The 22,337-nt window shown below is 40.4% G+C and carries 20 protein-coding genes; 9 read left to right on the top strand and 11 right to left on the bottom strand.

The features are described 5' to 3' along the window. Window positions 1-171: 171 nt before the first annotated feature. The 5 genes from dacB (at window position 172) to ABFX33_RS09345 (ending at window position 7,752) form a co-directional block, all read left to right on the top strand. Window positions 172-1,596 carry a D-alanyl-D-alanine carboxypeptidase/D-alanyl-D-alanine endopeptidase gene (gene dacB / locus ABFX33_RS09365; protein ID WP_346085686.1) on the top strand — a complete coding sequence of 475 codons (1,425 nt, stop codon included), beginning with the start codon at window positions 172-174 and terminating at the stop codon, window positions 1,594-1,596. A 93-nt stretch (window positions 1,597-1,689) separates the two neighbouring features. Continuing rightward, entirely contained in the window at window positions 1,690-3,972 is a 2,283-nt protein-coding gene (locus ABFX33_RS09360; RefSeq protein ID WP_346085684.1) for an NADP-dependent malic enzyme, read from the top strand. Between the two features lie 33 nt (window positions 3,973-4,005). Next, on the top strand, window positions 4,006-4,587 hold the full coding sequence (ruvA, locus tag ABFX33_RS09355; RefSeq protein WP_259186247.1) for a Holliday junction branch migration protein RuvA: 582 nt from the start codon (window positions 4,006-4,008) through the stop codon (window positions 4,585-4,587). 660 nt (window positions 4,588-5,247) lie between these two features. Continuing rightward, window positions 5,248-7,104: a beta-N-acetylhexosaminidase gene (locus tag ABFX33_RS09350; protein WP_346085682.1), complete on the top strand. Its 1,857-nt coding sequence runs from the start codon at window positions 5,248-5,250 to the stop codon at window positions 7,102-7,104. 171 nt (window positions 7,105-7,275) lie between these two features. Continuing rightward, window positions 7,276-7,752, top strand: coding sequence for a GAF domain-containing protein (locus ABFX33_RS09345; RefSeq protein WP_346085680.1), 477 nt, complete (start codon window positions 7,276-7,278; stop codon window positions 7,750-7,752). A 164-nt stretch (window positions 7,753-7,916) separates the two neighbouring features. On the opposite strand, the gene ABFX33_RS09340 is transcribed toward ABFX33_RS09345, so the two are convergent. The 11 genes from ABFX33_RS09340 to ABFX33_RS09290 all read right to left on the bottom strand — a co-directional run bounded on the left by ABFX33_RS09340 (window position 7,917) and on the right by ABFX33_RS09290 (window position 17,826). Then, window positions 7,917-8,819, bottom strand: coding sequence for a WD40 repeat domain-containing protein (locus ABFX33_RS09340; protein WP_346085678.1), 903 nt, complete (start codon window positions 8,817-8,819; stop codon window positions 7,917-7,919). Between the two features lie 476 nt (window positions 8,820-9,295). Next, window positions 9,296-9,880 carry a bifunctional phosphoribosyl-AMP cyclohydrolase/phosphoribosyl-ATP diphosphatase HisIE gene (gene hisIE / locus ABFX33_RS09335; RefSeq protein ID WP_120261425.1) on the bottom strand — a complete coding sequence of 195 codons (585 nt, stop codon included), beginning with the start codon at window positions 9,878-9,880 and terminating at the stop codon, window positions 9,296-9,298. A gap of 112 nt (window positions 9,881-9,992) precedes the next feature. Beyond that, window positions 9,993-10,745 (bottom strand): imidazole glycerol phosphate synthase subunit HisF, encoded by a 753-nt coding sequence (hisF, locus tag ABFX33_RS09330; protein WP_120261424.1) that lies wholly within the window; start codon window positions 10,743-10,745, stop codon window positions 9,993-9,995. A gap of 1 nt (window position 10,746) precedes the next feature. Further along, complete coding sequence (locus ABFX33_RS09325; protein WP_120261423.1) at window positions 10,747-11,499, bottom strand: 1-(5-phosphoribosyl)-5-[(5-phosphoribosylamino)methylideneamino]imidazole-4-carboxamide isomerase; 753 nt, start codon at window positions 11,497-11,499, stop codon at window positions 10,747-10,749. 12 nt (window positions 11,500-11,511) lie between these two features. After that, window positions 11,512-12,111, bottom strand: coding sequence for an imidazole glycerol phosphate synthase subunit HisH (hisH, locus tag ABFX33_RS09320; protein WP_346085675.1), 600 nt, complete (start codon window positions 12,109-12,111; stop codon window positions 11,512-11,514). 123 nt (window positions 12,112-12,234) lie between these two features. Continuing rightward, a complete protein-coding gene (gene hisB, locus ABFX33_RS09315; protein WP_259186237.1) occupies window positions 12,235-13,374 on the bottom strand; it encodes a bifunctional histidinol-phosphatase/imidazoleglycerol-phosphate dehydratase HisB in 1,140 nt (379 codons plus the stop codon). A gap of 4 nt (window positions 13,375-13,378) precedes the next feature. Then, entirely contained in the window at window positions 13,379-14,437 is a 1,059-nt protein-coding gene (gene hisC / locus ABFX33_RS09310) for a histidinol-phosphate transaminase (protein ID WP_120261420.1), read from the bottom strand. Between the two features lie 110 nt (window positions 14,438-14,547). Next, on the bottom strand, window positions 14,548-15,459 hold the full coding sequence (locus ABFX33_RS09305; RefSeq protein ID WP_257096967.1) for a ribonuclease Z: 912 nt from the start codon (window positions 15,457-15,459) through the stop codon (window positions 14,548-14,550). 1 nt (window position 15,460) lies between these two features. Further along, window positions 15,461-15,841, bottom strand: coding sequence for an STAS domain-containing protein (locus ABFX33_RS09300; protein ID WP_104385068.1), 381 nt, complete (start codon window positions 15,839-15,841; stop codon window positions 15,461-15,463). 33 nt (window positions 15,842-15,874) lie between these two features. Next, window positions 15,875-16,825, bottom strand: a complete 951-nt coding sequence (locus ABFX33_RS09295) for a phosphoribosylaminoimidazolesuccinocarboxamide synthase (RefSeq protein WP_346085673.1) — start codon at window positions 16,823-16,825, stop codon at window positions 15,875-15,877. 35 nt (window positions 16,826-16,860) lie between these two features. Next, window positions 16,861-17,826, bottom strand: a complete 966-nt coding sequence (locus ABFX33_RS09290; RefSeq protein ID WP_257094348.1) for a PhoH family protein — start codon at window positions 17,824-17,826, stop codon at window positions 16,861-16,863. 423 nt (window positions 17,827-18,249) lie between these two features. On the opposite strand from ABFX33_RS09290, the gene ABFX33_RS09285 reads away from it, so the two are divergent. From ABFX33_RS09285 to ABFX33_RS09270, 4 genes are all read left to right on the top strand, one after another. Further along, complete coding sequence (locus ABFX33_RS09285; protein ID WP_120261416.1) at window positions 18,250-19,038, top strand: SAM hydrolase/SAM-dependent halogenase family protein; 789 nt, start codon at window positions 18,250-18,252, stop codon at window positions 19,036-19,038. A 176-nt stretch (window positions 19,039-19,214) separates the two neighbouring features. Beyond that, window positions 19,215-19,766, top strand: coding sequence for a hypothetical protein (locus ABFX33_RS09280; protein WP_346085670.1), 552 nt, complete (start codon window positions 19,215-19,217; stop codon window positions 19,764-19,766). 171 nt (window positions 19,767-19,937) lie between these two features. Further along, entirely contained in the window at window positions 19,938-21,773 is a 1,836-nt protein-coding gene (locus ABFX33_RS09275; protein WP_346085668.1) for an ABC transporter ATP-binding protein, read from the top strand. A 103-nt stretch (window positions 21,774-21,876) separates the two neighbouring features. Next, window positions 21,877-22,272, top strand: a complete 396-nt coding sequence (locus tag ABFX33_RS09270) for a hypothetical protein (RefSeq protein WP_120261413.1) — start codon at window positions 21,877-21,879, stop codon at window positions 22,270-22,272. Window positions 22,273-22,337: the final 65 nt, after the last annotated feature.

Genomic DNA, 22,337 nt, shown 5'->3' with positions numbered 1-22,337 from the left:
ATATACAATTTTATGCAAGTTAGGATTTTTTAGGGTCGAATGCCTAACTTTAAGCCAAATAAAACAAACAAGTCAACGCGTATATGCATACATTAAAATTGTACGCCCATCGCACCAAATGTAGAATATCAAATAACGGGACCGTATAAGGTCCGACGAAATTACATGTTAATGAAGAAAATTGCATTATATTCCATTGCACTATCGACCTATGCACTGACCGGCATGACAAGTTCTTTATTTGCACAGGATATCCGAGTTAAAATCCAAGACGCATTTAATCAGTTTCAAAATCAGGAAAATGTAAAAAACGGCATCAGTTCTTTAACGGTATTTGACGGAAAGACAGGACAGACGATCTATGCTGTCAATGAAAATATTGGGCTGGCCACAGCTTCCACCATGAAAGTGATTACTGCGGCTACGGCATTGGATTTTCTGGGCAAGAATTATCAATTTAAAACCACCCTATACTATACCGGTACCATAGATGAAACCGGTGTGCTGAATGGCAACATCATTGTAACGGGGACTGGAGACCCTACCTTGGGCAGCGACCGTTACCCGGAGACTAAAGCGGATGTCGTGTTGAACAAATGGATCGCAGCTATTCAAAAAGCTGGGATACGAAGTATCAATGGAGCAGTTATTGCCGATGACCGCCTCTATAATGGCAATCAACTCCCCGGGGGATGGATCTGGACAGATATGGGTAATTATTACGGTGCCGGCATTTCATCACTCAACTGGCATGAAAATGCTTTTGGAATTGATTTTAGTCCAGCAGCCAAAGTTGGTGCAAAAGCTGAAATTATCCAAGACACGACACGAGCTCCTTACCTGAACATTATCAATGAAACCACAACAGGTCGAGCAGGCAGCGGGGACAATGTTTATGCCTATGCTGCCCCCTATTCTACCAAGATATTTGTCCGCGGTACTTATGGCCAGGATTTAAAGAAAACCATCGAGCTCGCTTCCCCCGACCCTGCATACGATCTGGCTTTTCAGCTGAATGAAGGTCTCAAGAAACAGGGCATCCTTGCAATCCAATCTCCCGCAACAGGGGCGAAGATGGATTCAATAGACGTATCCCAAAAGCAAACACTGGATGTGCACCTATCCCCTACCATGGATAAAATTGTCTATTGGTTTAACCAAAAAAGCATCAACCTCTATGGGGAAGCCCTATTAAAAACTATTGCCTATACCACTGCGGGAAAAACAGGAACGGATGATGGAGCCAATTACATACAGAAGTATTGGAACGCCAAATTAGGGATCAGGCCAAGCGAACTCAACAGTATGGACGGTTCAGGGCTTGCGCCGCAAAATAGGGTCACCACACTTGCCATGAACAAAATCATGCAATATGCACAAAAGCAAAATTGGTATCCTGTATTCTACGAAAGTCTGCCGACCTACAACGACATGAAGATGAAGAGTGGAACAATCGGTGGCGTACTGGGGTATACGGGCGTTCATACCAATAAAAATGGGCAATCATTTACCTATACGCTATTGGTCAATAATTATTCGGGATCAGGGTCCAATATGCGCAAGCAAATGTTTAAATTGCTGGACGTTTTGAAGTAACATATTATTGTCTATTTATAATAAGATATTGGCAAATATTTCCAAATATCAAAAAGAATGATAGATTTGTAGCCTTAAATTAATAAAATCGTAATGAGTAACACTAATCGTAAACAGGCAGCGTTAAATTACCACTCAATGGGTAGACCTGGAAAAATAGCTGTTGTTCCGACAAAACCAACAAATTCGCAAAGAGACTTATCATTAGCATATTCTCCTGGCGTAGCGGAGCCATGTTTGGCTATTGCCGAGAATAAAGAAGATGCTTATAAATATACCGCAAAAGGGAACCTTGTTGCTGTTATCAGTAACGGTACAGCTGTATTGGGCCTAGGTGATATCGGCGCCCAAGCAGGTAAACCTGTCATGGAAGGAAAAGGTTTATTGTTCAAAATTTTCGCCGACATCGATGTATTTGACATTGAAGTGGACACCAAAAATGTTGACGAGTTCGTGAAAATTGTAAAAGCATTGGAACCTACTTTCGGAGGTATCAACCTGGAAGATATCAAGGCTCCTGAATGTTTTGAAATTGAGCGTCGCCTGAAAGAGGAAATGACGATTCCCGTTATGCACGATGATCAACACGGTACAGCGATCATTTCGGGTGCAGCCTTGATCAATGCCTGTGAAATTATTGGAAAAGATATCTCCAAAGTAAAAATCGTCGTTAATGGTGCTGGTGCTGCTGCGATGTCCTGTACAGCAATGTATATTTCTGTGGGCGCAAGCAAAGAAAACATTGTGATGCTAGACAGTAAAGGTGTTATCCGTACAGATAGAGAAAATCTGGATAGCATGAAAGCACAATACGCTACTGATCGCGATATCCATACCCTAGCGGATGCCGTAAAAGACTCTGATGTATTTATCGGATTATCGGCTGCGGATGTCATGTCTCCTGAGATGCTGTTATCAATGGCTCCTAATCCAATTGTTTTGGCGATGGCCAATCCAAATCCGGAGATTGCTTACGATTTAGCGATGGCTACCCGTAGTGATATTATCATGGGTACTGGCCGTTCGGATTATCCAAATCAGGTAAACAACGTATTGGGTTTCCCTTACATTTTCCGTGGTGCTTTGGATGTGCGCGCAACAGCAATTAATGAGGAGATGAAAATTGCGGCTGTACGTGCGATTGCTGATCTCGCGAAACAACCAGTTCCGGAAGAAGTCAATCAAGCTTACAATACCAACAATTTAAAATTCTCTGAAGAATATATTATTCCTAAACCTACCGATCCACGTTTGATCACAGAGGTTTCTATGGCTGTGGCAAAAGCAGCGATCGAATCTGGTGTAGCGAAAACAGCAATCGAAGATTGGGATAAATACCGCGATGCATTGCGTAAACGTCTGGGTAAAGATGATGCGATCATGCGCAATTTAACGATGGCAGCTAAAAGAGATCCAAAACGTGTTGTCTTTGCTGAAGCAGATAATTACAAAACATTACGTGCTGCTCAAATCGTAAAAGAAGAAGGCATTGCGCTTCCAATTCTTTTAGGTAAGAAAGAGAAAATCCAACGTCTGATCCAAGAGTATGCTTTTGAATTAGATGGTGTAGAAATTATCGACCCAGTTGCTGAGGTTGATGGTGAAACAGAGCGTTCAAAAAAATTCATCGAGCACCTTTATACCAAAAGACAACGTAGAGGAATCTCTCGTTACGACGCGCGCAAGCTGATGTTTGACCGCAACTATTTCGGTGCTTCTTTGGTTGAATTTGGCGAAGCAGATACATTGATTTCTGGTATGACCAAAAATTATGCAAACACCATCCGTCCAGCATTGCACGTTATCGGTGCTAAGCCGGGCAGCCGTGTAGCAGGTATGTATATGATGCTAACCAAAAAAGGGCCTATTTTCATGGGCGATACGACCGTGAATGAAGATCCTACTGCGCAAGAATTGGCTGATATCACCTTGCTTTTGGACAAAGCTGTTAAACGCATGAATATCCAACCGCGGATTGCATTATTGTCTTACTCTAATTTTGGCTCCAGTGAAGGAAAAACACCGACCAAGGTAAGAGCAGCAGCACAGATTATTCACGACCAACATCCTGACATCATTGCTGATGGTGATCTACAAGCTAACTTCGCCTTAAACAGCGATATGTTGACTGACAATTTCCCATTCAGTTGTTTAAACGGACAATCGGCAAATACGCTTGTTTTCCCTAACCTAGAGTCAGGTAATATCGCCTATAAATTATTGCAGGAAGTCGGTGAAGCGGAAGCTGTAGGTCCTATTCTTTTGGGTATGAACAAACCGATCCATGTACTACAATTGGATAGCTCTGTACGTGAAATCGTCAACATGGTGACCATTGCCGTAGTTGATGTTCAAGCTCATCTTAAAAATTTATAGAATCGCTTAAAATCTTCCTATATTCGTATTACTATGTACGAATATTTCAATGGAAAATTAGCATATAAAGCCCCCACTCATGTTATTATCGACGTGAGTGGGATTGGCTACTATGTTCACATCTCTCTTTATACCTTTTCCCAAATCAAGGATCAGGAAAACTGCAAATTATTTATTTCGCTGCAAGTCAGGGAGGATTCCCACACACTGTATGGCTTTGCCACAGAAGGCGAAAAGAAGCTGTTCGAGAATCTGATTTCGGTTTCAGGCATCGGCCCCAATACGGGTCGAATGATACTTTCATCCAATACACCTGATGAAATACAGTCCGCCATTGTCAATGGTCAGGTTGCCTTAATTCAGAAAATTAAAGGAATCGGCCCTAAAACAGCACAGCGTCTGATCCTGGAACTTCAGGATAAATTGAAAAAACAAGGTGTGGAAACGCTCTCGACAACAATTCAATCGCAATCCGTCCCAGACGAAGCTTTGTCTGCATTGGTTATGCTAGGTTTCAACAAAGTGGCAGCTGAAAAGGTATTGAACACCATTTTAAAAACAGAAAGCAACCTTTCTGTAGAGGATATGATCAAATTAGCACTAAAGAGGCTATAAAATGGGATATCATGGTTTGTTTGTTGATCCGCTGACGAACACTCTGTTGATCTGATACATCGCTAGACACACAGAACAAAATATATAGCTCATACTATAAAAGGAACTTTCGGGTTCCTTTTTTTATTTTCTCAACAGCCGTCTTCATTCGAATGCCGCATAACGATACTGTGTTTCGTACAACGAACTCCTAGGTAACAATGTATGAACTAAAAGTAGACTAACAGGGACTTCATAGGGATCTTATACGGACCTCATTCGGATAAACACGCATGAAGTCCGTTTTATCCCCGTCTAAAATTAGTGTTAAAAGCATAGAAAAAACGAAGAAGAATTAAACTTGCCCCCTCCTTAACACGAACTTATCTGCTTCGATAATTAAGTGATCCGCTTATATCTATGTAGAACCGTGGGATAATAGCAATTGAAATAGAGTTTATCGGATTACAAGTACGGTTATGAGCTTAATAATTACAGTACATCTTCGAGAGATAACACAAACGATTGCCCTATCAAAAACAAACATATAATCAGTTAGTTACAAAAATACACAAGAACCTTCCTCTACCTTGCTACAGCCTATTTGTTACAATCTGGCGTTGCTAAAACGTATTTATTACCTTATTTTTAGCACTTCGTATTTCAGTTATAATCGCACACATGAAAAAATTATTTTCACTTGCGCTCGCTTTAAGTTTAGGAGCAGCAGTATTTGCGCAAGAAAAGAAAGACATCACGTTGAACATTGTTCCTCTACCGCAACATGTTCAGATCAAAAACGGGTCATTTAAAGTCAATACAAACACTAAAATTGCATTTGACAGCGATGAGGATAAAAAAGTTGCCACTTTATTCCAGGATTTTCTAAAAAGCAACTACAACCTCAATCTATCTTTAGTTAAGTCACCGGCTAAGAATAGCATCTATTTTTCGTCCAAAAATGCAAAATCCGCAAACACAGAAGCATACGAACTTAACATTGCTGCGGATCAAATTACGGTCAGTGGAAAAGCATCAGGTCTGTTTTATGGCATGCAATCGCTGATCCAGTTACTACCTGTCGACAAAAGAGCAAGCATCGAAATTCCACAGGCATCCATTCAGGATGAGCCACGTTTTGCTTACCGTGGACTGCATCTGGATGTTTCCCGTCACTTTTTTCCTGTAGAATTTGTTAAGAAGTACATTGACATTCTAGCTTCTTACAAATTGAATACTTTTCACTGGCACCTGACGGATGATCAAGGATGGCGCATTGAAATTAAATCACACCCGAAGCTAACACAGATCGGTGGCTATCGCAATCAAACGCTTTTAGGTAACTATAAAACTGATGGTGACTATGATAACACGCCTTATGGCGGTTTCTACACCCAGGACCAGATCAAAGAAGTCGTGGCTTACGCTAAATCTAAGTATGTTACCGTCATCCCTGAAATCGAGATGCCCGGCCATGCTTTGGCAGCACTTTCAGCTTACCCAGAGCTAGGTTGTGGGGATAAACCGGGACCGTATACCGCAGCACAGACCTGGGGAGTATTTGATGATGTATTCTGTGCCGGAAAGGAAGAAACATTTAAGCTATTGGAAGATGTAATCGACGAAGTAATCCCATTATTCCCTAGCGAATATATTCATATCGGTGGCGATGAATGTCCTAAAACAAGATGGAAGACATGTCCGCATTGTCAAAAAAGAATCAAGGATAACAATCTTAAAGATGAGCATGAATTACAGAGCTATTTTATTCAACGTATGGAAAAATACATCAATAGTAAAGGTAAACGTATCATCGGATGGGATGAGATCTTAGAGGGCGGTTTAGCACCAAATGCGACTGTTATGAGCTGGAGAGGTGACCAAGGAGCTATCGATGCTGCAAACCAAGGCCATGACGTCATCATCACGGCAAATAGCTATGGTCTATACTTTGATCACAAACAAGGAGCTGATCAAAATAGGGAGCCATTGAGTATCGGAGGTCTTTCGACATTGGCTAAGGTATACTCTTCTGATCCTATGCCTAGCAAAATCTCTGAAAACAACAAGAAACATGTCTTGGGTGTTCAAGCAAATATCTGGACGGAATATATCGGTTCTTCCAACAAAGTAGAGTTTACCATCTTACCGCGTGTGTTGGCTTTATCTGAGATTGCCTGGACACAACCGGAAAAGAAAAACTGGAAGAATTTCTCCGAGCAACGTGCGGCACGTCAACTGGCAAAGCTAGATCAGACCAATACATTCTACCGCGTACCTGAGGCTTATGGTATCTCCGATACAACGGTATACGCTTCAGAATATACCATCCGTGGTTTGAAACCATCAGTGGAAGGTGCCAAAATCTATTATACACTAGATAACTACGATCCTTCGGAATTAGATCTAGAGTATACAGGTCCGGTTAAAGTGACTGTTCCAAATAGTAAAGAACGTGTATTCAAAGCGGTCGTTATTACTCCTTCTGGAAAAAGAAGCAATTACATCCGGGTAAACATTATCAATACAAAGAAATAAAATAATATACCCCATGCGAAAGCGCTAATATTCTGTTAACTTTGAGCAGATATTAGCGCTTTTTTCTGAACCACCTGTTCTTTCGGGGGGGCAGAAAGCACCTTCAGTTGATTTTCTTTGCTGTGGGTGTTGTGAAAGCGTCTATTTCTACAAGAATTTAAAAGAATTTTTATGGCTGAGGATTTACAAATTGCCAAAGGCAGCAAAGAGGAACAATATCAGAATTTACTTCCGCAGATAGGTGGATTGTTACAGGGAGAAAATAATCAGGTTGCAAACCTTGCCAATATCGCAGCAGCGTTAAAGGAGCAGTTTAATTTCTTTTGGGTGGGTTTTTATCTTGTAGACAGTACTGAAGAGCTTGTTCTCGGCCCCTTCCAAGGTCCTGTTGCCTGTACACGCATAAAAAAAGGGCGTGGTGTATGCGGTGGAGCCTGGGCACAGGAGAAAACACTCATTGTACCCGATGTAGAGCTGTTTCCCGGACATATCGCCTGTAGTTCTCTGTCACGCTCTGAAATCGTATTGCCCGTATATAATCAGGGGGAAATTATAGGTGTTCTCGATGTGGACAGCAGTGAACTGGACAGCTTCGATGAAATTGACGAAAAATACCTTACCCAAATCTTGAAGTTATTGGACAATTAGTGTCTAGATAACGATAGCAATATGTCTATCGTTCAAACATACAAATCAAAGGTCAGCGTTAGTCCCTGTTAAAAAAAACAATGTGATAAAATCCTAACGTCTCAGAATTGGACACTATATCCTCATGTTTTATGGGAGCTTCCGTAGATTATTCTTCGAATATTTTACTGTTGAAATTCCCATATCTTGACTAATTTATCATCACTAACGCTAAAGAAATACCGACCATCGTCAGACCAGACTCCTGCATTGACAGATAGGTGATGACCATCTTGCATTTTGTCACGGCTCATATTCTTCAACAAAGCAAAATCCGCGTTAGACCAAAACTTCACTGACTTATCCCGGCTTACCGTGGCGAAAAATGGTTCAACTGGATGTGGATAGATTCCATATACAGTAAACAAGTGTGGGACAAATGAAAAGTTATTACTCAACTGACCAACTTCGGAAATAATGAGTTGAGCATCACGTCCACCGCTTAACAGTCTATTTTGAAGAAAAGCTAACGAAGTTGTGGGCATGGTATGGAGCTGCATACGCTCAATGACATGAAAGTCTTCACTATCCAGTAAATATACCCAGCCATCTTTATCACCCAATGCAATTCTGTTTGAGTTTTCATCAACGGCAATACTCCGAACAGTCGTTTGGGATAGCTGTAACTCATAAATACTTTTATATGTTGCGAGATCGATCACATAGAGTCGTCCTTCCTCCCCTACAGCCAGCAGCTCATTTTTTTGTTTGACAAACGCTAGAGCAAAGATGGCTTTTTTACCCAATTGTAAACTCGCGACAAGTTTTTGTTCTTGCACATCCACAAAAAGTAGTTTCCCCTCACGTAGTGCAATCGCTAAGATCGCTGTGCCTGGGATTAGTTTTAAAGCATACACAGAGGAAGTCACTGCACAAAGGATACGTTTAAAGCTATTTTTTTCGATATCCCATTCAACCACGCCCTTGTCATTGCCACCTGTAAAGAATGTATGCGGATCGTATCCTTTTTCTACACAAAAAATAGGATTTTGATGTCCGGGTAATGTCGCTCTTAATTTAATATCCATAGTAATATCTTCAAGTTCTCCAGATGACATTTGGAGAGGTCATTCTTGATCAATCTTCTTCCAATTGACCGTCCACTTCTCATTGAACTGTTCTTTGCTTCGTTTCACTCACTCACTCACTCACTCACTCACTCACTCACTCACTCACTCACTCACTCACTCACTCACAATAAAAGCGCAGAAAATAATAAAACCTTCATGCTTTCAAACAAGCACCAACAGCTATGAAAATAGTCTGAAGGTTCTTTCTCCTCAATAAACCGAATGTAGCGAGCTCATTGATACCTTATGAAAAAATACGGATCAATAAAAAACAGGCAATTCAAAAAAAGAAGTGCAGTATATCTACAAATATACTGCACTTCCAAGACTATTTTGTCATATTAGGTTAAAGCCTCGTTCCGATCCCTAGATCCAATCAAATTTATTCAAGCATATTCAGGGTCGATAGCAGAAGCTTTCTTTGAAAAACAGCGCTATTGGTGTCTGCTTTCAAGATTTTTAGCAATTGTTTCCAACGAAAAGCCTTTTTCACGCAACAATACGATCAAATGGAACAATAGATCGGAAGTCTCATTGATAAAGTCGGTCTCCGTTTCCGTTAATGCTGCGATCACGGTTTCTACTGCTTCTTCACCTACTTTTTGAGCGATCTTATTAATTCCTCTGGAACGCAGACGATTGACATAGGATTCGTCGGAAGGATTTTCGTAACGATGATTTACAATACGTTCCAGCTCCAATATGAAATTTTGATTGAATTCCGTATTGAAACAGCTCCGACTTCCTGTATGACAAGTAGGTCCCATCGGATCAGCCTTGATCAATACAGTATCTTTATCGCAGTCGATATGAATACTCTTTACATTTAAAAAGTTACCACTCTCCTCTCCTTTGGTCCAGAGACGATTTTTGCTACGTGAGAAAAAAGTCACGCGCTTTTCCGTCTGTGTTTTTTGCCAAGCCTCTTCGTTCATATAACCCAGCATCAACACTTCTAGTGTTTGGGCATCCTGCACGATCACTGGAACAAGTCCGTCACTTTTTGCGAAATCTAACATTGTATTAGTATCTAGTATTTAGTATCTAGTATTGAGACTCTGGTAGTGCAAGCCGAAGGCTTACATACTATCTATTTTCTCCTCTTTTTATTCTTTATTCCTTGATCCACGACTACCGCACAACAATATCATTATGGCGTAAGGTTTGTTTAAGATCTGGAATCAATATTTCCCCATAATGGAATACAGAAGCTGCTAAGGCAGCATCCACATTGGCCTGTTGAAAGACATCGACAAAGTGTTGTTGATTTCCAGCACCACCGGATGCAATTAAAGGGATATGAATGCGATCGTTTACAGCTTTTAAAAATCCGTTATCAAACCCATTCTTCGTACCGTCGTGATCCATTGATGTCAGGAGAATTTCTCCGGCACCCCGTTCCTGCGCTTCCAGTATCCAATCCAGGGTATTGATCTCCGTCTTGATACGTCCACCACTCAGATGAACAAAATCTTGCCCTTCAATTGATCTAGTATCTACCGCAACCACAACAAACTGGGCACCAAAAGCCGCAGCCATTTGATTGATCAGTTCAGGGTTGCGCACAGCCGCAGAGTTGATGGATATCTTATCCGCCCCAGCATTTAACAGGATGTCGGCATCTTTAATTTCATTGATACCGCCACCGATTGTAAAAGGGATATTCACCTGACGAGCTACTGCCTTTACAAGATCGATTGTCGTCTTGCGCCCTTCATGCGTAGCCGCGATATCTAAAAAAACAAGTTCATCCGCTCCTTGTTGGGAGTATTCGTAGGCTAGCTCAACAGGATCCCCAGCATCGCGCAAGTCTACAAAATTGACTCCTTTTACTGTACGTCCATCTTTAACATCCAAGCAAGGAATTATCCGTTTTGCCAGCATGTTAAAATCTGATTAATGATTTAAGGTTCCAATCCTTGACTTCATCGATGGTGATTCTATTCTCATAGATTGCCTTTCCTACGACTACTGATTCTACTCCGCCCAGTTCCTGAAGTTTTTGAATATCATCCATCGAACTGATACCACCGGAAGCAATCAGCTTAATGATCGGTGAATGGCTCAACAGTTTTTGATATAATTCTACACCTGCACCACCCAATTTACCATCTTTGCTAATATCGGTACATAGAAACCTAAAGAAACCCAGAACCAAGCATTTATCAATATACTCAATCAATTTAATCGGCGAACTCTCTAACCAACCTGAGTATTTGATCACTTCATCCAATACGTCAATTGCGATCACAATATGATCCGCATATTTCACTTTACCTTCATTTAAAGTCGCTAGTTCTTCCAAAAAAGAAGGATTTGTAATCGCTTGCGTACCCACAATAACACGGTATACACCAGCATCTACCAATTCTTTTACTTTTTCAATGCTCCTTACCCCGCCACCATATTGGATTTTCATATCTGTCTTCTGAATAATATCGAACAAATATGCTTGGTTACTAAAATCACCTTTGGCGCCATTAAGGTCTATGATATGAACCAATTCAGTACCATTCGCACGATAGTTTTCTATCTGCGCTTCCAAACTAATATCATAAGTTGTAACGTCGTTGTAGTTACCCTCTCTTAAACGGACAACTTTTTTGTCCAAAACGTCTATTGCTGGAATGATATACATAATCGAATATTTTTAGTCTATTTGAATAGTTGAAAAATTGAGCAGCAACTGCTCACCTGCTTTTCCGGACTTCTCCGGGTGAAATTGTACACCAAAGAAATTATCTCTGGAAATGGCAGCTGAAAATGGTGATCCATAGTCACATTTTGCGGCTGTAAACGTCGTATCATATTCAATATAATACGAATGCACAAAATAAAAATAAGTCTGATCTTCAATATTCGCAAATAAAGGATTATTTGCTTGTACCGAAACGCTATTCCAGCCCATATGAGGCACTTTGCCCGCTACTCCGGCATCAAAATGTAACGTTTTCAAAGGAAATAGCTCCAACATATCGGCATCCCCTTCTTCTGAATATTCAGTCAAAAGCTGCATGCCAACACAGATACCCAAAACAGGTTTACGCAGTTCTTTAATATAGGGTACTAATCCCGACTCACGCAATTTATGCATAGCTGCTCCCGCATGTCCTACTCCTGGAATAATAATACGATCGTAAAGATCGATCTCATCCGCAGTATTGATCATACCATAGGTCACCCCCACCCGATCGAGTGCAGCAGTCAGGGAAAAGATATTCCCAGCGCCATAGTTAATAATTCCTATCATTTTTGAGATTTGAGTATTGAGATTTGAGTATTGAGACTTTGGCCTCACAAGCTTACGCATCATTCGGTCATCGTTAATCTTTACTCATTTATCCCATGGATTCTCTTTATTAATTAAACAAAACTACAAAACACCTTTTGTACTTGGCAGTTGCATATGATCTGCATCTCGTCGTACTGCTTTCTTAATAGATTTAGCAAAAGCCTTAAAAATTGCCTCGATCTTATGGTGCTCGTTATCCCCCTCGGCTTTGATATTTAGATTTGATTTGGAGGCATCAGAAAATGATTTAAAGAAATGGAAGAACATCTCCGTCGGCATATCACCTATTTTCTCACGTTTAAATTCAGCATCCCAAACAATCCAATTGCGTCCACCAAAATCCAGCGCAACCTGTGCCAGGCAATCATCCATTGGTAAGGTGTACGAGTAGCGTTCAATACCACGCTTGTCTCCCAATACCTTCAAAAACACTTCGCCCAAAGCAATCCCTGTATCTTCGATGGTATGGTGCTCATCGATATGAAGATCGCCTTTAGCTTTGATCGTTAAGTCCAATGCACCATGTCGGGCTATTTGATCCAACATATGGTCAAAGAAGGGCAATCCTGTTTCGATTTCCGATTTACCAGAGCCATCCAAGTTCAATTGAATAAAAATATCCGTTTCATTCGTTTTACGATGATGTTCGGCAGTACGTGTTCCCAATTTCAGAAATTCATAAACTGTTTTCCAGTCCATTGTTTCTAAAGCTACGACTGTAGGGTCAATGTCCACATTCTCCAATGCGCCCAATTGATCATTCGCCCGCAACCAGATAGCTTTCGCCCCAAGATTTTGAGCAAGCTTAACATCATTTACGCGGTCACCAATAACAAACGACTGACTTAAATCATATTTTGAAGCGTCAAAATATTCACCGAGCATGCCTATACCGGGTTTACGTGTATCCGCATTTTCGTGTGGGAAAGTCTTGTCAATATGTTCTTTGGCAAATACTACACCCTCTGCTGCAAACGTATCAATCACAAAATGATGGACAGGCCAGAAGTTTTCTTCCGGATGGGAAGATGTCCCTAGACCATCTTGGTTGGAAACCAAGATCAATTCAAAATCCAGTTCCTTCGCGATACGTGGCAGGTACTGTAAAGCACCCGGGAAGAATTTTAATTTTGCAAAAGAATCAATTTGCTCATCTTCTGGTTCCAAAATTAATGTTCCGTCACGGTCTATAAACAGTACACGTTTTAAGTTATCAGGCATAGTATTATTTATTGATTTGATTAAGTTTTTCTAATAATGTCCGGTTCTCAGCAGGTGTCCCAACAGTAATTCGCAAGCAGCCTTCACAAAGTTCTACTTTAGAACGATCTCTGACGATGATCCCATATTGAACCAGATAATCGTAAACTTCTCTCGGCTGTTCCATCTTGACCAAGATAAAATTGGCATCAGAAGGAGTGATATACTGTACATAATCCAGTTCGAGGAGCTCGCGTACCAGTTTTTCACGCTCCGAAACAGTCTCTTTGATCCAGTCATTGACTTGATCTACATTATTCAAGGCCTCCAACACGATATCCTGTGTTGCTTGATTAATGTTATAAGGAGGTTTAATTTTATTATAAACTGCTATAATTTCTTTACTTGCAAATGCCATGCCCAACCGCAGCGCCGCAAGTCCCCATGCTTTAGATAAGGTCTGCAATACCACCAGGTTAGGATATTCAGCCAGTTCCTGTGTAAATGACTTCACAGCGGAAAAATTGATATAAGCTTCATCGACAACAACAAGTCCCTGAAAATTATTCAATACCGTTTCTATATCCTGACGACGGATAGAATTTCCCGTTGGATTATTTGGTGAACAGATAAAAATCAATTTGGTATGCGCATCTATCGCATTAGCGATACCATCCAAATCCAATTGATAGTCTGCTGTTAGGTTTACTTTCTTGAAGGCGACATCGTTGATATTTGCAGACACCTCATACATACCATAGGTAGGTGGAACTAAAATCACATTGTCCACACCGGGTGTACAAAATGCACGATATAAAATATCTATAGCCTCATCGCTTCCATTACCCAAAAAAATATTTTCTGCGGGTACACCTTTTATGTTTGAAAGTTTTGCTTTGACTTGATGTTGGAGTGGGTCTGGGTATCGGTTGTAATCATGGTTTAGTGGGGATCCAAAAGGATTTTCATTGGCATCAATCAATATGGATGCCTCCCCTTTAAATTCATCTCTAGCGGACGAATAAGGTACGAGCTTCTTGATATTTTCCCGTAGTAGGTTGTTTAAGTTGAATGGATTATCCATTATAAAAAAATTAGAGCCGTAAACTTAGATAAATTGTTTATCAAAAGCAATATAATAAGCAATTTAAAAAGCATTTGATCGTAGAAATGTGGTATAAAACGCACAAAAAACTAAACTGAAAACCATTTTCCTTCGATAGAAAGTTCGGTATCTGGGAATGCCGTTCGTGCCTCTTCCAATAAAGGGTTCAAATCCCGATAACGGGCGGAGTAATGTCCCAGCAATAATTTCTTTGCATGAGTTTCTTTTGCGATCTCCCCAGCCTCCAATGCTGTTGTATGGAAAGTTTCCTTCGCTCTGTCTACCATATCATGCAAGAACGTAGATTCATGATACATAAGATCAGCATGCTGAACATAAGGCAGATAGTCAGCTGTACGTACCGTATCCGAACAATATACGTAACTTCTGGATTTAGGCGCAGGTAAGCTCAATTGGTCGGCCGGATAAACATTCCCATTTTCGTCTACATAATCCATTCCTTTCTTTATGGCAGGATAATAGACTGTGGGAATATTGAGTGCCTGAACCACATCACCGAGTAAGGTGCGGGCTCGCGGTCCTTCATCGAAGCGAAAACCTGTACAGGCAATACGATGTGTTAAAGGGAATGTGCTTACTTTCATCGTTCGATTTTCAAAAATAACACCGGGCTCGTCGGGTGAAATCGGATGAAAAATAAGATTATAACGTAAGACTGTCTCAGAATGTAGAAATTGTATATCCAAAATCTCTTTTAAGGCAGCCGGGCCATATAGATGAAGATCACTTTTACGTCCGACCAGGTGCATCGAAGAGAGCAACCCCACCAAACCTAAGTAGTGATCTCCATGTAAGTGGCTAATAAAAATATGTCCTAAGCGATTGCTTTTAATTCCATATCGGCTGAGCTGCATCTGCGTACCCTCACCACAGTCTATTAAAAACAATTGCTCATTAAAGTTCAACACTTGGCTAGTCGGATGGCGATCAAACATCGGTGTCGCGGAACTATTTCCTAATATCAGAACTTCAAACTTCATATTAATCTTCAATTGTCCCCCGGTATTCAGATTCCAATTCGTGCGCAAAGATTAAATCTTCAGCAACCTTAAGTGATGGCGCAATCTTTATCGATTTATCCAAGTGCGACACGCGAACCATATCCATTAATTTAGGACAAAGATTGACCAAAATAAATACGCCACCAACAGATTGACATAAACGGTGTGCCAGTATCCCCAAACGAATACCCACTTCATCCGTCTTTTGGACATGAATCATATCCAAAACAATATTGCGTTGACCAATCGTATTGCGCAACAAAAACTCCCCCTTCAGTTTAGCTGCATTATCAGCATCTATCACTTCGACATGAGGCTCTATCACAATATAACGATCGTGCTTATCAATAGTGTACTTCATAAGTCTATTTCATTAGTTTGAGGATACAATGTACTAATAATTTAGCTCTTTTAGGGCTTTTGCCACATTTCTTTCTACACGTTCCAGTACATTTTCCTGATCAGGATAGACAAATTTTTCTCCAACAATATGTTCGTATAGTTCAATATAGCGTTCGGAAATTGAAGCAATAATTTCATCTGTCATCTCCGGAACCACTTGCCCATCCTTACCTTGAAAACCATTATCGATCAACCACTTCCGAACAAACTCTTTTGATAGTTGTTTTTGTGCCTCACCTTTTTCCTGACGTTCCTGATATCCATCTGCATAGAAGTAACGGGAAGAATCCGGTGTATGGATCTCATCAATCAAGACGATTTTGCCATCTTTTTTACCAAATTCATATTTGGTATCCACTAGGATCAATCCTCTTTGTGCTGCGATTTCAGTTCCGCGTTGAAACAATGCTTTGGTATATTTCTCCAATTGCACATAATCCTCTTCGCTTACAATACCTTTTTTCAAAATATCTGTTCGAGAAATGTCTTCATCGTGACCTACGGCTGCTTTGGTCGTTGGAGTGATAATTGGCTCTGGCAATTTATCATTCTCTTTCAGTCCCTCAGGAAGAGACTCGCCACAGACTTCACGTTTACCAGCGGCATATTCGCGCCAAGCATGCCCAGATAAATAGCCACGGATTACCATTTCTACTTTAAACGGCTCACACATCTGACCGATAGTTACACTAGGATCTGGTACAGATACAACCCAATTGGGGATAATATCAGCTGTAGCCTTTAAAAATTTAGCTGCAATCTGATTTAACACCTGCCCTTTGTAAGGGATAGGCCGAGGAAGTACCACGTCAAATGCCGAAATACGGTCAGAAGCTACCATCGCCAAGTAAGTATCGGCAATCGTATACACATCACGTACCTTTCCTCTGTAAAAAGCTGTCTGGTTTTCGAAATTGAAATTTGTTTCTTTTATAGCGTTCATGTTCAAAGTAAAATTCTTATGTCAGTAGTTATTGATTAAATATCGCCGTATGCTTCCAAAATACGTCGCACCAATTTATGACGAACCACATCGCCGCCACTCAGGTGAATAATATCGATACCTTCAATATTTTCCAGCAAACGGATTGATGTCGAAAGTCCGGATTGATTCTTTTTGGGAAGATCGACCTGCGTCATATCACCTGTAACAATAAATTTTGCGGTAGGTCCCATACGAGTCAAAAACATCTTCAACTGCATATCCGTTGCATTTTGGGCTTCATCCAAAATAACGAAGCAGTTATCAAGCGTACGCCCCCGCATAAATGCCAATGGCGCAACCTCGATGGTACGGTTTTCTAAATATCCTTTTAGTTTTTCTGCTGGGATCATATCGTCAAGCGCATCATATAGTGGTCTCAAATAAGGATCAACCTTTTCTTTCAGATCCCCAGGTAAAAAACCCAAGTTTTCTCCAGCTTCTACAGCCGGCCTAGTCAAGATGATCCGTTTGATTTCCTTATTGCGAAGCGCTCTGACTGCCAGTGCTACAGCTGTATATGTTTTTCCTGTTCCTGCTGGGCCAATGGCAAATAAGATATCATTTTTGGAAATACTATCAACCATCCGTCGTTGGTTGGCCGTACGGGCCCGAACAATCACACCATTAGGTCCATAAACAATGGGTTCGGAACCAAATGCCGCATTCTTGGCCGCAATTTCCTTTTCCTGCTGTGCGGCTGAGCCTGCGCTCGCCCCTAGGAGATTTTCAAAATCCAATAGGGTAATGTTGTTGAATTTCTCTAGATGAGCCATAACTTCCTTAAACGATTGCTCAAATAGTTCCAATTCCTTCGCATCTCCCAGCACTTTCATTTCACTTCCACGAGCTACAATCCGCAATTTTGGGAATTGTTTCTTCAAATAATCAAAGTGCTCATTGTCTGCTCCCCATAATATGGGTAAATTCAGACCATCTAATGCAATTAGTAATTCGTTCAAATTTTATCCTATTTTAGAAATAATTAGATTGTAGCCATTACGCAATAGCTCCTGTACGTAATACCATTCAAAATTAACGTATTCTAATGAGAAAAAAGGCCATCTAGCTGAGATTTTTGCAAAAAGAAAACCAAATTATTTTTTTAACGTTTCATACATAAGTTTCGCTTTTAAAAGTGGATCTTCAAGGTACACAGACCAATTCTTTACAGTAGAAATAAAAGCTATGTTTGTGTATATCAATTGAAAAAAGTTATATTCAAAATAAGTTCTTCAATTAACTTTACAAATCAGCTGATAAATAGTAATTTTGTCCTCTATTTGAATAGATTTTCAGGAACAGAATATGCAAACGACAGGAGATCTATTTCTATTCATTCAAAAAGGGAATTTGACAGCAATTCGGTCTACTTATAGATTATAATGGCAGTAATTACGTTAACGACAGATCTAGGACATAAAGATTTTTATCAAGCTGCGCTAAAAGGGAGCCTTTTAACGCAGTTGTCTGATGTTAATATTGTCGATATCACCCACGAGATCCCAGCATTTAATATTCCGCGCGCAGCCTTTGTACTTGGCAATGCGTATCATTATTTCCCAAAAGGAACCGTACATATCATCGGCATCAATACCCTCTTTCATGAAGAATCCAAATATATCGGCATGAAATACAGGGATCATTATTTTGTTGGTGCAGACAATGGAATTTTCAGCTTACTGTTGAATGGAAATGAACCGCAGGAATTGTACGAGCTCAATTTGATGCAGGACCTGAGATACCTCCATTTTCCCCTTGCAGATATTCTTTCGAAATCTGCCTGTCATATTGCAAAAGGAGGCAAACTGAAAGATGTCGGCACTCCCATGCACCAACTGATCGAAAAAGTCACTTTACAACCGATCTTTGACAAAGACATGATCCGTGGCAATGTTATTTATGTGGACGCTTTTGGCAATGCCATTACCAATATTTCCAAAGATCTGTTCAATAAAGTCCAAAAGGGACGGAATTTTATCTTGTATTTCAAACGCAATGAAACAATCACCAATCTTTCTTGGCATTACAACGAAGTCGGTGAGGGTGAAAAATTGTGTCTTTTTGGTATCAGTAATTACTTAGAAATTGCCATCAACAAAGGCAATGCGAGCCAACTCTTGGGGCTTCACGATGACGATTCTAATGTCATTCGTATCGAATTTAAAGATTAATTTCATAAATTCATTCCTAGAAATAGTTTATTCACTTCAATCTGTCCCTAAACTACCCAACGGGGTTTTGGCAGTTTAACACTGAATTTTGCGGATCTGTCAGCCCCACTTTGCCTTTTGACAAATAGATGCGATTTCAGTAACGTTAATTTCAGATTGATTGTTCAAATTCAAGTATGAAATCTTTAAAATACACACTACTATCTTTTCTGTTATTGTTTAGTCTTGGGCTTCTAAATGCACAGGAAAATGCAGATTCCAGTGCTTTTGAGGTACAACGCAAACGTGTCAACAGCCTACTCGATGCACGGCAACAGAAGTTTGGCGCCTATGACACGAGCCTTACCCAGAAAACAGGCCTTTTTGGCCTATTCAAATCCAAAGGCGATATGCAAAAAAGTATCGATATCCTGAAGGATGTCGTGATCACGGACAATAACATTTTTTTGGAGACACAGCAGCTGCTCAAAATAAAAGATTTCGAAAAGGACAAATTTCGACAGATGGCGACTGAATATGACAAACAGATCTCCGCTTATATGGGCACGATCAATAAGCTTCAAAACGAGAATGAGCGACTCCGGACCGAGTTGGACAAAACCGAAGGAAAGGGTCTAGCTGGTAATTTATGGTTTTACATCGCTTTGCTTGTCATTATTATCCTCGCAGTGTTATTGTACCGTAGTCATACACAAAAATCGACAGGCATCGGCAAAAATTCAGATTAGTTCGTTGGATCTCTCCGATCAATCGGTGACATGTACCAAGAAAACAGGTCAAAATATAACTTTAATTGATTAAAATAGGTAAAAAGCTAAAAAATTGACCAAAGTATGATAGCAAAATATTTTTAATCTCTTTACATTTGTCCTCGCAACAAAACATTGAAGTAGCGGATTATGGCAAGAGGTTTCAATAGTGGTAATAAACAAGAAGAAGATCTACCAAAACCAAAGTTAAATAAGGAGCTCCTATTACGGGCTTCGAAAATAATGACCTATTTAAGGCCTTATCGGGTTAAGTTTGGAATGGGCATGTTATTTCTGGCATTATCCAGTCTTTCTATGCTGACTTTCCCTGCACTATTGGGCGCTATGATTGATGCTGCTCAAGGTAAACAAACCTACACTTGGTTAACTCCGGAAGTTTATTACATCGGCGGGGTCGCTTTTGTTATCCTATCGTTCACCTCCATTGTTTCATTTTTTCGTATCCGTATCTTTGTGGAGATCGGAGAACGTGCTTTGGCAAAAATACGTAAAGACACCTATCATAAACTCATCTCTTTGCCAATCGAATTTTTCGCCAACCGCCGCGTTGGAGAATTAAACAGCAGGTTATCCGCAGATCTATCTCAGATCCAAGACACCCTGACGACCACATTGGCTGAAATTTTAAGACAATTGATCAGTCTTTGTTTTGGTGTATTTCTGTTGGTCTGGGTATCACCCAAATTGGCTTTGATGAATCTATGCATATTACCCGTTATTGTGGTTGCAGCCATTGTCTTTGGGAAATTCATTCGTGAATTATCCAGACAGGCTCAGGATAAGATGGCAGAATCAAATAGTATTGTTCAAGAAACATTATTAGGAATCAGCAATGTAAAAGCTTTCGTGAATGAATACTTTGAATTCAACCGCTACAGTAATCAGATGGACTCAGTTGTCAAATTAGCCGTCAAGGGAGCAACCTTCCGCGGGGCCTTTGCCTCCTTTATCATATTCTGTATTTTCGGAGCTGTTATAGCCGTCATCTGGTATGGCGCGGCATTGGTATCTATCCACGAGATATCTGTTGGAGATTTAACGACTTATATCTTGTATTCTATGTTTGTCGCTGGGTCAATGGGTAGTTTGCCAGAATTATACTCGAACATCCAACGCTCGCTGGGAGCGAGTGAAAGGATCCTGGAAATTCTGGATGAGCCGCAGGAAGATATCAAGGTTGAACCGAGCTGCAAAGATATTCGTAAAAAGATCAGTGGAGACCTCAGCTTCAATCACGTAGCATTTGCCTACCCTAGCAGACCGGATATTGAAATCCTCAAAGACATTAACTTTACGGCTAATGCAGGCGATAAAATTGCCATAGTCGGCCCTAGTGGGACCGGTAAATCAACCATCGCATCTTTAATACTACAATTTTATACAAACAATAAAGGTGAGGTACTTTATGATGGCAAGCCCGCCTCAGACTTTGACCTCTGTGATATACGGAACCAAGTGGCCATTGTACCACAGGACGTTTTATTATTTGGCGGAACTATACGCGAGAATATCGCTTATGGTAAATTAGATGCCACCGAAACTGAAATAACTGAGGCCGCCCAACGTGCCAATGCACATCAATTTATATTAGGTTTTCCTGAAGGTTATGATACCATCGTCGGCGAACGCGGGGTAAAACTTTCTGGCGGACAACGTCAACGCATTGCTATCGCCCGTGCGCTACTCAAAGACCCTGCTATTCTGATCTTAGATGAAGCAACATCCTCTTTAGATTCAGAATCTGAACGTCAGGTTCAAGATGCCTTAGAGGAATTAATGCGTGGCCGTACGTCCGTTATTATTGCACACCGGCTTTCTACAATCGTCGATGCGGACAAAATCATTGTGGTCGAAAATGGGGTTGTTTCGGAGAGTGGAACTCATTTCGAATTACTACAGAAAGAAACTGGCCTCTATAGACACCTGTACACCTTGCAATCCAAACAGCAAAAGGTAGATATGTAAAATTTTGTTAATTATTGATTCTTTTTAAACAAATTGTCCCAGAGATTGTTCATTTGGTATCATACTTGATTATCATTTGAATACACAATAAAATAGAAGAATTATGAAAAATAAAAATGGATTAGTGGCATTTGCTTTGGTAGGATTGGCTGCGGGAGCTGCTGCATGGTATCTTTTAGGAACCGATGACGGAAAAAAACAATTAGATCGTGCAAATGATGGCATCAAAAGCTTAACTAAATCATTGAAGGATCTTTCAAAAAAAGAAGCTAGAAAAGCACAAAAGTTAGCAAATAGAGCTTCTGCTGAGTTGGACAACTTAAAATCAAAAGCTCAAGCTGCTTTCAGTAAAGCTTCAGATGATGCCGATGCATTGAAAAACAAAGCAAAAGAAGCCGGTAGAGAGGCTTTGGACCACGCAAACAATGCAGCTCAGAATTTAGCAAGTAAAATCGACAACACAACCGATGCTGCTAAATCAAAAATTTCTAATGCATAAGTAAAAAAAACATTTTTTTAAGAATTGATGGTTTAACCACCTCCTGTGGTTAAAATACATTTGTA

This window comes from Sphingobacterium ginsenosidimutans (assembly GCF_039536865.1).
GTDB classification, from domain to species: Bacteria; Bacteroidota; Bacteroidia; order Sphingobacteriales; family Sphingobacteriaceae; genus Sphingobacterium; species Sphingobacterium detergens.
Note: the sequence above shows the minus strand (reverse complement) of the source record. Positions and strands in the feature narration are given on the sequence as shown.